Below are 11,020 nucleotides of genomic sequence, written 5' to 3' on the forward strand. Positions count from 1 at the left end.
ATTGCATTCGCCGTCGCGTCATTGTCAAGGTTACCCAATGAAGTGCTTGTGGGCATTTTGATTTCTGCTTCGGTGCGCCCCCGACTACGTGGTCATGCTGCCTCAGTACTGCTCGGTTTGTGGATCTCTCGATAAGGCACTGGTGATTTTTCACCATTGGAACGCCCGCACCCGAAACGCTCAGATTGCCGGCTTTTTGTCACGGCGCGGCATCACGGTCGTCGAGATCGCGATGCCTTATCACTTCGAGCGAAGCCGTCCCGGCTCATTGCACGCGGATTACATGCTGAGTGCCAACCTTGGTCGAACGATCGAAGCCGTGAGGCACGTGCCGTAAACAGAAATGCCTTTACGAACTTGACGAACTTATCCATCTTGCCATATGAGTATTTCTGTATGGAGGAAATGTTATGGCATCTCCCAAGGCAAAACCCAGTATCAAAGACGGCTCGGCCCGCAGGGATGGACCAGTAAGGTCCATGGCTTTTTTCCTGGCGACAGGCGCCGGTGCGCTGCCGGAAGGTATGAGCGGCTTCAAGATCAAAGTTCCGGATAATGCGACCAAAGTCCTGTCCGACAAGCCGAAGCGCGTGCAGGCACTGCTGCAGCAATATGGTCAGGCGATTTCAAGGAGTCGAAGCGCCGGCAGACGTGTGAGCTTCCGCGTTGACGTCGATCCAGAAGGCGAGATGGTCGTAACCCCGGTCGAAGACGACGCATTGGCCACCCCTGCGCTGTTGGAGGAGGACGGCACCGCAGATGCGGGCCTTGAGCAAGCTCTTGCCGCCGCCCGGGCACGCGGACGCTCGAAAGCAGCAGAAATCCTCGAGCGCGCCGATATGCTCAGCGCTGACGACTTTGCGCGCCTGCTCGGCACGACGCGGGTGACAGTCAATACCAAGCGGCAAAACGGTCAGGTGCTCGGACTCGACGGCGCCAAGCGTGGGTATCGCTTCCCTGAATGGCAGCTCGATTCCGATGGCAAGCCATTTGCTGCACTCCCTATTCTTCACGAGAGGCTCGGTGGGGCCTGGGCAGTCTATCGCTTCCTGGTCCAGCCGCATGGTGAACTGGATGGTCTGACTGGTCGTGAAGCTCTGGAGCGTGGACGGTCTAAACAGGCGATCGCGGCGGCAGCGGAAAGCGTTGGACGAGATTTCCGGTAAATGGGAAATGCACTACCGCCCGCCGGCTTCGAAACAGCAAGCCTGCATCTGCATGTCGTTGCGCCCGGCTCACGGTTCGGCCGCATCTACCTCGGTAGATACCCTGATCCGCTCGGCTTCGGAAAGACACCGAGCCGCTTCAGCGACCCGCGGCGCCGAAAGCCCGCCAATCGCTTTGGCGTGCTCTACATGGGCGACACCGTCAAAGTCTGCTTTCTCGAAGCTTTGCTAAGGGATCAGCGCGACGGGTTGATCGGTGATTTGCCAATTGCCGAGTCAGAGTTGTGTGACCGACAGTTTGCGCAAATCGAGGTGATCGACCCACTGACGATGGTTGATCTGCGCGACGACGGAGCGATCAAGATGGGTGTACCGACGGATGTGGCAAAATCCTCCAAGCAATCCCTTGCTCGCGAATGGGCTGTCGCATTCCATGAACATCGAGATCAGGTCGACGGCATCATTTATCCGTCGAGGCTAAACGGGCACACGAATCTTGCGGTGTTCGATCGATCCATCGGCAAGCTGAAGGCTATCGGCGCGACAAGGCTGATACGGGCGCCGGGTCTCGCGAATGTGCTCGATGACCTGAACGTTGCGGTTGTCGATCCCTGATCCATCGCCACGTTCAGCGTCGCTCGATAAGTCATTTCTGACCGCCGATCCTCGCGGGACGGCACTCGTACTGCACCAAGCTTCGAGGATGCGGTCGGAGTGCAGCGGGTTATCGACGCGATCGCGAGAGCGGACGAGAGCGGACGTCGAGTCCTGCTCAGCCGCGGCGGAGCATAACTTCGGTGCCGTGGGATCCGAAATATTCCGGCATACTTTAGTCGACCCGAAGCGACAACGGCCGGTCCCTCCGGCGTGCGGCAACGAGCTCATTCTCGGCGCATTGCCGGTTGCCCAGTGCCTGACCAAGGAATAGTTACTTCTAATATTAAGCGATCGACCCTAAAGGCAGTGTCTCGAGGGTCGACGCGACAGGGGCGGCAGTTACGATGGCAATCTCGAAAGTCGCAATCTGTCAATCAGCTCAGTCCGGAGCGGCGTTCAGATTTTGAACGTCACTGACCGCTCAATTCACCGAGCTCTCTTGAGATCCCATCAGGTGAGTAGCGGAGAGCACGGTGGCAGAGTGAGGTCGCTAGAAAACTCTCTGGAGGCCAAGCCGATGACCGCAGATCAGACGCAAGTACAGACCGCTACCCACATCAGCCTGTTACCTGTGTATCGCTCCACACAAGAGAGCGACCATCGGCGGATCGGACCTCAAGCCGAGCGACTGGCGCGCGTTTTTCTCGGTCCACAAGCGAGGAACGAGCCTCCCCGTCAGCGAAGAGGTAATCTTCACCCCATTGTCGGAGTGCAACGATAACGGGGAACAGACCGCGTCCCTTCGGCGTGAGGACATATTCGCGGTACGCGGTTCCATCCGAGGCTGGCACGGTTTCGAAAATCCCTCGCTTCGCAAGGTCGCGCAATCGGGTCGACAACACCCCTTTGCTTATGCCCAGCCCGTTCTGGAACTCGCCAAAACGACGCTTGCCGTCGAAAGCGTCGCGGATGATCAAAAGCGACCACCAGTCGCCGATTGCATCAAGAGAACGCGCGACCGGGCACCCTGCATTCCAAAGACTAACCCGTTTCACCATCGCTATCGATCTCCAATCCAAACTGGTTCTATCTTAGAACTAGCTTTGAGGTGAGCCAAGTGGTTTCAACGTCAAAAGAGTTGAAACCACGAAGAGCAGCCACGATGAGCGAGAACACAGCAGATGCCGCGCATAGGGTTCCAGCAGATGGGTTGTCGAGAGTACAGACGCTGATCATCGCGGTTGCAGCAGGCATCAGTGTGGCCAATATCTATTACGCTCAGCCCCTGCTCGATCTCATGGCGCATGACCTCTGCATCTCGTCCTCCAGCATCGGTCTTGTCGTCACGCTGACGCAAGTCGGATACGGGCTAGGCTTGATCTTCATCGTGCCGATCGGCGATCTCACCGACCGCCGAAAGCTCACCATCATCCAAGGGCTGCTTTCGGCGATCGCTCTTATCGTGGTGGCGACGGCCGGGGCCAAGACGATACTGTTCGCTGGCATGAGCGCGGTCGGATTGCTGGCTGTTCTCGTTCAGATACTCGTTGCCCAGGCCGCGGCCCTGGCGACGCCGGTTCAACGCGGCGGCGTGGTAGGCACTGTCACCAGCGGCGTCGTAACCGGCATCCTCGCAGCTCGATCCGTTGCCGGCACGATTGCCGATTTCGGCGGATGGCGGACGGTTTATCTGACATCTGCGCTGCTCACGGTGGCGATGGTCGGTATCCTTGTGCGGGTGCTGCCACGGCGAGCGGCAGAGCGCCATTCCGAAACATATCTCCACGCTCTCGTCTCCGTTCCATCCACGTTCCTGCGCGAGCCGGCCCTGCTCTTTCGAGGCATTCTCGCGCTTCTGATTTTTGCATCCTTCAGCACGTTCTGGACCTCGCTGGTGCTTCCACTCAGCGCTCCGCCATTTTCCTATTCCCATACCTTGATTGGGCTGTTCGGATTGGTTGGACTGGCAGGTGCGATTGGAGCAACATCCGCTGGAAGACTTGCAGATAAAGGCTACGGTCGATGGACGACCGGAATTTCTCTTGCGCTACTGCTCGCATCCTGGGGTCTGATCGCTTTCCTTCCACTCTCCATTTCAGTGTTGTTAGTTGGCGTGTTCGCGCTCGACTTGGCAGTCCAAGCCGTCCACGTGACCAACCTCAGCGTCGTGGTGAGCGTGCATCCGCACAAGAGTGGCCGCCTAATTGGAGGCTACATGATCTTTTACTCGATTGGCAGCGCTCTGGGTGCGATCGCCGCAGCGGCAACCTACGCGCGGTACGGCTGGTCGGGGATTACCATCTTGGGAGCAGCTTTCAGCGGGTTTGCGCTCGCAGTGTGGATCTCCAGCCAGCTTTTCAGCGAACGCAGATCGAACAATCGTTCGGTCGAATGTCCCCACGGATGAAAGCTTTGGGGCCGATAGCCGGATGCAGCCATATCCTGACTGTCACCATGAGCAGCCACTGCAATAGCATATCAGCCGTGCTATTCGGCATTCGGTCTAGCGTTCAATCGGCTTCTCGCCAGCGGGCGCTTGCGAGCAAGTTACATGGTCAACCGGCCCGGTTGAGAGCCTCTCTCCGGGGCCTGGCCAGCGACCGTGCGATATCGACGATGTCGTCGCGTGAGGCAGTTGGATCCTCCCGGTTCCAGGCAAACCCGAGCCCGGAAGTCGCCCCGATCAGCGTTGCATGCCCACTTGGTCAGGCTTGCTTTCCGAAAACGGCACTGAGGCCGTCAGCGCAACCAATAACATCACGTTCATGTAGCGGAAGGTAAGAGTGGCCGCCCCGCGCGTTGCAACTCGACCAAGGCGCGCTATCTTGTGAACCAATCGTTGAGCGGTAACCTATGCCACCCCCTTCAAAATCCTCTATTGCGCGTGCCAGTGGCGCCGACAAGGAACCGAAAGCTGAGGCAAGCCTCGCACTCGATCCCAATTCTCACGAGCAAGAACCATCCGGGTCGTTCTCTCAAACCGATCAGCCCCCCTCTCCCAGAACTTTCAGCGAGAGTAGGCAGGCAGTCTTCAATCTTTGCCGTGCGCTCCGCCACGATCTGCATGCATTCTTCACCTCGACCAAGGTAACGGCAAAGGCGGGAGCTTCCCAACTGTGGACGAAACTTAAGGCCTCGAAGCGAGCGTCTGTCAGACCGGTTGCTATTCGTCGCTGGTTGGCGATTGCACTTCCGAAAACCTTCACGCGTGTTCGCAGTCTTTTTATGGAGCTGATCAGACGCAGCCGGCAGGAATGGCTTCACACCAGCGGACTGAAGATCACGGTCGCATCCATTTTTGTTGCCTTCGTGCTGTTTGGAAGCAGCCTGCTGGTGTGGGCGCTGAAGGATGTTCCTTGGAGCGAGATCCGCGCCGGAACGCTGAAGCCCATCGTGGTTTTGGAAACTTCAAATGGCGAGCCGTTGGTCAGACAAGGCCCCTACCAGGGCCCCTACGCGCAATACGAAGCGTTTCCACCGCATCTGGTCGATGCCGTCCTGTCGATCGAGGATCGGCGGTTCATGGATCATTTCGGTATCGATGTCCGAGGTATCGGAAGGGCGCTGGTACGGAATTTCGCGGCTGGTTCGGTCGTCGAAGGTGGCAGCACGATCACGCAGCAACTAATCAAGCTGCAATACCTCGACAGCGACCGAACGATAAAGCGAAAAATCCAGGAGTTCGTGATCGCCATTTGGCTGGAGTGGAAACTGGGTAAGAAAGAGATCCTCACGCGTTATCTGAACACGGCCTATCTTGGGGCCGGCGCAACGGGGATGCCTGCGGCCGCGCGGATATATTTCAACAAGGACATTGGTGCGCTCGACTTGGCCGAATCGGCAATGCTTGCGGGATTGCTGCGAGCACCGAGCCAGTGGAATCCGATCGACAATTTCGAAGGCGCCCGGCAACGGACCTCGGTCGTTCTCGACACGATGGTTGCCAACAAAAAGATTACAGCGTCGGTAGCAGAGAGCGTTAGAGCGCGCTTTGCTCAGTTGCATCCGACAGCACCTCCGCCGCGCGCCGGAAGCTGGTTTGCCGACTGGATCTCGCCCCAGGCGAGCGAAATCGCCGGAACATCGCCGGGATCGACCACTGTCCGCACCACGCTCGTTCCACACTTGCAGCAGATCGCTGAAAGGGTCGTCAAAAGAGCTCTGGACACTGAAGGAAAAACCAGGGGGGCGTCGCAAGCGGCATTGGTTGTGATGATGCCAGACGGAGCCGTCGTTGCGATGGTCGGGGGTCGCGACTACAAACAAAGCCAGTTCAACCGGGCGGTCACGGCTATGCGGCAACCGGGCTCGACTTTCAAACTGTTCGTCTATTATGCAGCCCTCAAGGCCGGCTTGGGCCTAACCGACCAAATCCTGGATGCCCCGATCGAGGTCAATGGATGGTCGCCGGAGAATTCCGGTGGCCGCTACCGCGGCTGGGTCACACTCGCCGAGGCATTCGCGCGGTCGCTCAACGCGCCCGCGGTGGCGCTCGCTCAGGAGGTTGGGCTCGACAAGGTGATTGCAGCAGCACGAGAACTCGGAATTAGCGCGCCGCTCGCCAACACGCCATCACTGGCTCTCGGCACATCGGAAATCAGCCTTCTTGACCTGACCAGTGCCTATGCATCCGTCCACCTCGGCAAAGCACCCGTTGAACCTTGGGGCATCGTTGATTTTCAGGCGTCGGGACAGGAAAAGTCGTTTCGGGTTGGCCCACCGGCCACACCAGCCACTGATCTAGCGCAATATCAGCCTGATCTGCTTCGCCTGCTCCAGTTGGTCGTCGAGCGGGGCACGGGGCGCGATGCCGACCCTGGCTCTTTTGCAGCCGGCAAGACCGGCACGAGTCAAAATAATCGCGATGCTTGGTTCGTGGGTTTCACAGACCCACTCGTTGCTGGCGTATGGGTTGGCAATGATGATGATACGCCGATGAAGGGCGTCACGGGCGGCGATCTTCCGGCGCATATATGGCGGGATTTCATGCGCGAAGCACTGGCGGAGCCCGGGGCAAACACACTTGCCGGTGCACAGGCCACGCCACAGTCCTGCAACGTCAGGGCCTGCTCCCGTAGCTATCGTTCTTTCCGCCCGTCCGACTGTACTTATCAGCCCTATTCCGGCGAACGGCGACTCTGCGAAAAGTGAACCCAGATGATGGGACTGATGGAACTGACCGACGGTCTGTTCCACCTGCCTGTCGTGCTGCTCGCTTAGGTCACCAACGGCAACGTACTTCCCTAATTGTACCGCTAGCGCAATAGTTGCGGAACGGGATGAGCCGCTGTGCTTATCACCTTTGTGATGATGGCCATGCGACATCCCGCCCTATCTCATGAACGTCGGCAGATGCGGGCGCTGACTATATTTTCATCCTGAACTATCTGAGGCACGTTACTGGGCTCAAACGCTGGGCCTCAACGACGCGGACGCCATCCTTGCTGATCACTGGACACCGAGGCGGGATGTCCCACGACCCACTCACCGCCCTGCCCTTGCCAGCGACCGTGCACTGTCGACGATATCATCGCGCCCAGCGGTTGGGTCTTCTTTACTCCAGGCGATCCCAAGCCCGATCCTAAAGTCGATCCCTCTTACCTTCTTCAGTTCAAAGCCGCGATTGGGAAGATCAAGCGTCCATTCCGGGGCAAAGCCGATGCCAAGCCCGGCAGAGACCAGCGACACCAGCGCATAGGTGTCATCGCAGCTGAAGGCAATGTTGGCGGTGAGGTCGTATTCGGCGAACTTCTCATTGAAGTAGCGTTCCGAAAACGACAGGTTCTGCCGGTTGAAGGCGATGATCTTCTGAGTGCGCAGATCATCGATGCTGATCTCCTCTTTGGCTACCAGCGGATTGGCATGGCCAACCGCCAGGTAGTAGCGCTCATGCGCAAGCGAGACAAAGCGCAAGGAGCCGATGTTTTCCACCGGGCGGATGAAGCCGAGATTGAGCTGGCCGGTCTCCAGGCCGCGGATGATCTCGCCGGTATTGCCAGAGGCGATATGGATGCGGACATCGGGATACTTGCGGGCGATCTTGGCAAGGAAGGTTGGCAGCATGCCCATGGTGGCCGGATAGATGCTGCCGATCCTGATCTGGCGGATGCGACTGCCGCCGGCTGCCCGCGTCAGTTCGGTGGTCAGGTCGATGTCGCTCAGGATCCGCACACAGCGATCGTAAAAGGTCTCCCCTGCCCTGGTCAGTTCCACCCTTCTCGTCGAGCGGATGAACAGCGGGCAGCCAAGCTCCCTTTCCAGCGACATCACATGATTGCTGAGCGCCGGCTGGGCAATGTGCATCCTGGCTGCCGCCCGGCCGAAGTGCAGCTCCTCGGCCACCGCTTTGAAATAGGTGAGTTGGCGCAGTTCCACCTTTAACCCTCCGCCTCATACAAACCAACAATCACTAATATGGGACCTACAGTCCGTCGATTGTCAAGCCGTTTAAATGTGTTCTGCGCTGATGGACACGAAGCAGACCATTGGATGGAATTTGAGGCGCCTTCGCGTTGAGCGAGGTCTGTCGCAGGAAAGGCTCGCCCTGGAGGCAAATATCGACCGTTCCTATGTGGGGCGAGTTGAACGGGGTGAAGAGAACGTCACGGTGGCCACCCTAGAAGCTTTCGCACTCGTTCTTTCTGTCGGGGTTGCTGCCCTGTTCCAGGAAATTGGTCCGCATGAGGGAAAACCCAAACCGCTTCGCTCGGGCCGCAAACCTAAGGGAAAAAATTAGGGCTCAGGTGAGGTCGTGCGTGTGGTGAGTGGTCGAAAAAGAGGCCGGCGACATGGCGACGAGCGCTTGTCGCTCTTGATGAAGTCGAACGCTCGACCTGCCTCTAACGTTGCGTCTCGGTGCGGGCCATTAATGCAATGAACCCTTTCAGCGCTTTGGCGGGGAGGTTGTGGCGAAGCAGGCCTCATAGGAGTGGGCGGAGCGGGTCGTGACATCACCTCTCTGAAGCTCAAGATTCGAACATTTGACGAACAATACGATGTTCGGAAGAGATTGAGCTATTCGGTGAGCTTGGATCACGCTGCACGCTATGCAGGGGAAATATTAGGCGACTTCCGGTAAGGACTTTGATGTCGGGCGAGGCGCATGCGGGGACCGCGATCATGGTAAGCTGCCCGGATGCGGTATCAATGTGACTTCTAATGTAAATGCAACAAGGGCTTAAAGGCTGCTACAGGGCAGAGAGATCAGCCCCCGATCCGACCGGCTGGGCCGGGTTGCAAGGGAGGAACGGGGGCGGGTGATGACGTTCCCCTTTGGCTTTAGCTTTCCCAGTAGCAATTGTTCCGTCGCCGGTTGATACTCGCTTGCACCTGCATGGGGCGGGGTGGGATCAAAGCCGCACGATGCTTCCGGAAATCAACCTGCATGGTGACGTCGACATCGCCGCGCTGTCACCACTTCTTCGCGGCATGCTTCTTGCTGTTGCCTATGCTGACGGTGAGGGTGGCATAGGATTGACGGCGACCGGCGCCATGAACCGCAAGTTCGTGCATTGGGCCGCTGTGCACTTCCTCTGGCCAGGGTTCACAGCCGAAGATCTCTACAGCATGAACAAGGTGCTCAATGAAAGCGACATGCCGCCGCTTTGGGTCGTGCGCGACATGGCCCGTCATCTGAAGCTTCTTCGCCGGAAAAAGGATGTGCTGCTGCCAACCAGACGCGGCCGGGAGTTTTTGGTGAACCCGCAAGCCTTCTTCGATCTGGTCGCCACGGATTATCTCTATTCGTATGTCCACGCCACCGAACGGGAAGAGGAGGTGCAAGCGCGGTTACGCTGGTGGCGCATGTTCCTCAATCTCCTCAATATCAAAGCCAGAGAAGGGTGCACGCCAATGGAGGTTGTGAAGATCCTCTATCCAGACCTGGCGCCTCTCTCGGACACCGAAATGACCATAGAAGCCTGGGAGTTGAAATCCGATCTCCAGTATGGCGTCTTCCAACGCTTATGCTGGCTCGGCTTGCTCTATGAGGCACGAGAGGGGCTCACGCTCCTTCAGGACGGATCCTTCCACAAGACGCCACTTTGGGCAGCCTGCCTGCAGTTGGAATCGGATACGCAAAGCGACATCGGCGTGCATTGACGATCTTTATTCCGCCGCTGGCTGCCTCAATAACGCTTTCTCTCGCCGCGCAATCACCTAGGATCATTCATGAAATCCGTCCTCCGCCCCGACTTGCCGTCATTTGTTCACTTCACGCCTGAACACTTCAGCTGGGGTACAGAAACCAAGGCATTTTCTCGGCGTATTGTTCAACTGATCGATCAGTGATCGTATCGATTCATCAGGAACTGACAGGACAGCAGTATCCCTCGGCAGGTAACGCCGAATCCGCCGATTCATGTTCTCGACGGAGCCTTTTTGCCAGGGCGCAGACGGATCGCAGAACCATGCATCGGTTCCCATTCCTTGCTTCAGTCGCCGCCAGGAGACGAATTCAAATCCGCGATCAAACGTCAAACTTTGCCGGGCATGCCTGGGCAGGGGGCTGAGCACGTTGATGAGCCGCTCCATGATCGGCTTGGACTGCCGGTCGTTGTTCTTGAACAGCATGGTGAACCGGCTCGTCCGCTCGACAACCGTTGCCACATTGGCATTGCCCTGAACCCTTTCGAAGATCATGAGATCGGCTTCCCAGTGACCGAATTCCTTGCGATCGTTGATGGCTTCCGGCCGATGTTTGATCGAACACTCATCTGGAAAGACTGGATTCTGCGGCTTGCGAGCATATCGCGGCCGGCGCTTTCTCCGCCGTTCCGGGAGAAGCCGCGCGAGTTGCTGCCGTTGTCCTTCTGGTGAATAGACATACCGGTAGATCGTCTCGTGACAGACGCTTGCCTTGGCCGCTGGTTCGATCTTCAGTCGTCCAGCAATCTGTTCCGGCGACCAGCCGGATTCCAACTTTCCGATCACTTCGTTCCGCAGATCCTCGCGACGAAAGAGCTTGCCGATCCGCCGGCGCCTTTCGCGCGCCATGTCGTTGGCGGTCATCGCCCAGTAGCCCTCGGCATCGGGGAATTCCTGATCGTGCCAGTAGTTGCGTTTGATCTCCCGGGAGATGGTCGCACGGTCCCGGCCGAGGCGTCTGGCGATCTCAGACTGGCTAAACTTCTGATCCAACATCCTGGAAATCGATCGGCGTTCGTCAAAACTCAAATGCGAAAAGGTACGGCTCAAACCATGGCTCCCGAAAAGCAGGCAGCTTAACGCCTTTGTTGCAGTTCGAGATAGAATGTGCC

General features: G+C 57.9%; 9 protein-coding genes and 2 pseudogenes. 7 read left to right on the plus strand and 4 right to left on the minus strand.

Annotated elements, in window-relative coordinates; all coding sequences use genetic code 11:
• Positions 1–121 precede the first annotated feature (121 nt).
• The 3 genes and pseudogenes from AS026_RS43120 to AS026_RS07825 all read left to right on the plus strand — a co-directional run.
• Positions 122–325: pseudogene (locus AS026_RS43120) on the plus strand (dienelactone hydrolase-related enzyme); the annotation flags it as partial.
• Between the two features lie 154 nt (positions 326–479).
• Entirely contained in the window at positions 480–1,166 is a 687-nt protein-coding gene (locus AS026_RS07820; protein WP_100248139.1) for an XRE family transcriptional regulator, read from the plus strand.
• Positions 1,167–1,781, plus strand: coding sequence for an RES family NAD+ phosphorylase (locus AS026_RS07825; RefSeq protein ID WP_062369287.1), 615 nt, complete (start codon positions 1,167–1,169; stop codon positions 1,779–1,781).
• 599 nt (positions 1,782–2,380) lie between these two features.
• Here the strand turns inward: AS026_RS07825 and AS026_RS07830 are convergent.
• A complete protein-coding gene (locus AS026_RS07830; protein ID WP_062369288.1) occupies positions 2,381–2,821 on the minus strand; it encodes a winged helix-turn-helix transcriptional regulator in 441 nt (146 codons plus the stop codon).
• A 104-nt stretch (positions 2,822–2,925) separates the two neighbouring features.
• Here AS026_RS07830 and AS026_RS07835 point away from each other — a divergent pair, with 104 nt between their 5' ends.
• A complete protein-coding gene (locus tag AS026_RS07835) occupies positions 2,926–4,170 on the plus strand; it encodes an MFS transporter (protein WP_062369289.1) in 1,245 nt (414 codons plus the stop codon).
• Positions 4,171–4,318: 148 nt separating this feature from the next.
• On the opposite strand, the pseudogene AS026_RS42645 reads toward AS026_RS07835, so the two are convergent.
• A pseudogene (locus tag AS026_RS42645) lies at positions 4,319–4,432 on the minus strand (LysR family transcriptional regulator); the annotation flags it as partial.
• Positions 4,433–4,616: 184 nt separating this feature from the next.
• On the opposite strand from AS026_RS42645, the gene AS026_RS07845 reads away from it, so the two are divergent.
• Positions 4,617–6,914 (plus strand): PBP1A family penicillin-binding protein, encoded by a 2,298-nt coding sequence (locus AS026_RS07845; protein ID WP_082728475.1) that lies wholly within the window; start codon positions 4,617–4,619, stop codon positions 6,912–6,914.
• A gap of 333 nt (positions 6,915–7,247) precedes the next feature.
• Here AS026_RS07845 and AS026_RS07850 read toward each other — a convergent pair whose 3' ends face one another.
• Positions 7,248–8,138 (minus strand): LysR family transcriptional regulator, encoded by an 891-nt coding sequence (locus AS026_RS07850; RefSeq protein WP_062369291.1) that lies wholly within the window; start codon positions 8,136–8,138, stop codon positions 7,248–7,250.
• A gap of 91 nt (positions 8,139–8,229) precedes the next feature.
• Here AS026_RS07850 and AS026_RS07855 point away from each other — a divergent pair, with 91 nt between their 5' ends.
• Both AS026_RS07855 and AS026_RS07860 read left to right on the plus strand, forming a co-directional pair.
• Entirely contained in the window at positions 8,230–8,499 is a 270-nt protein-coding gene (locus AS026_RS07855; RefSeq protein WP_062369292.1) for a helix-turn-helix domain-containing protein, read from the plus strand.
• Positions 8,500–9,125: 626 nt separating this feature from the next.
• On the plus strand, positions 9,126–9,863 hold the full coding sequence (locus AS026_RS07860) for a hypothetical protein (protein WP_028744439.1): 738 nt from the start codon (positions 9,126–9,128) through the stop codon (positions 9,861–9,863).
• 99 nt (positions 9,864–9,962) lie between these two features.
• On the opposite strand, the gene AS026_RS07865 is transcribed toward AS026_RS07860, so the two are convergent.
• On the minus strand, positions 9,963–10,958 hold the full coding sequence (locus AS026_RS07865; RefSeq protein ID WP_028744438.1) for an IS30 family transposase: 996 nt from the start codon (positions 10,956–10,958) through the stop codon (positions 9,963–9,965).
• Positions 10,959–11,020 lie beyond the last annotated feature (62 nt).

This window comes from Rhizobium altiplani (assembly GCF_001542405.1).
Classification (GTDB): Bacteria; Pseudomonadota; Alphaproteobacteria; order Rhizobiales; family Rhizobiaceae; genus Rhizobium; species Rhizobium altiplani.

Excerpts from the sequence above, each read along its gene's own strand:
- AS026_RS07820 (WP_100248139.1), top strand. The coding sequence starts at position 480 with ATGGCTTTTTTCCTGGCGACAGGCGCCGGTGCGCTGCCGGAAGGTATG.
- AS026_RS07825 (WP_062369287.1), top strand. The coding sequence starts at position 1,167 with ATGGGAAATGCACTACCGCCCGCCGGCTTCGAAACAGCAAGCCTGCAT.
- AS026_RS07830 (WP_062369288.1), bottom strand. The coding sequence starts at position 2,821 with ATGGTGAAACGGGTTAGTCTTTGGAATGCAGGGTGCCCGGTCGCGCGT.
- AS026_RS07835 (WP_062369289.1), top strand. The coding sequence starts at position 2,926 with ATGAGCGAGAACACAGCAGATGCCGCGCATAGGGTTCCAGCAGATGGG.
- AS026_RS07845 (WP_082728475.1), top strand. The coding sequence starts at position 4,617 with ATGCCACCCCCTTCAAAATCCTCTATTGCGCGTGCCAGTGGCGCCGAC.
- AS026_RS07855 (WP_062369292.1), top strand. The coding sequence starts at position 8,230 with ATGGACACGAAGCAGACCATTGGATGGAATTTGAGGCGCCTTCGCGTT.
- AS026_RS07860 (WP_028744439.1), top strand. The coding sequence starts at position 9,126 with ATGCTTCCGGAAATCAACCTGCATGGTGACGTCGACATCGCCGCGCTG.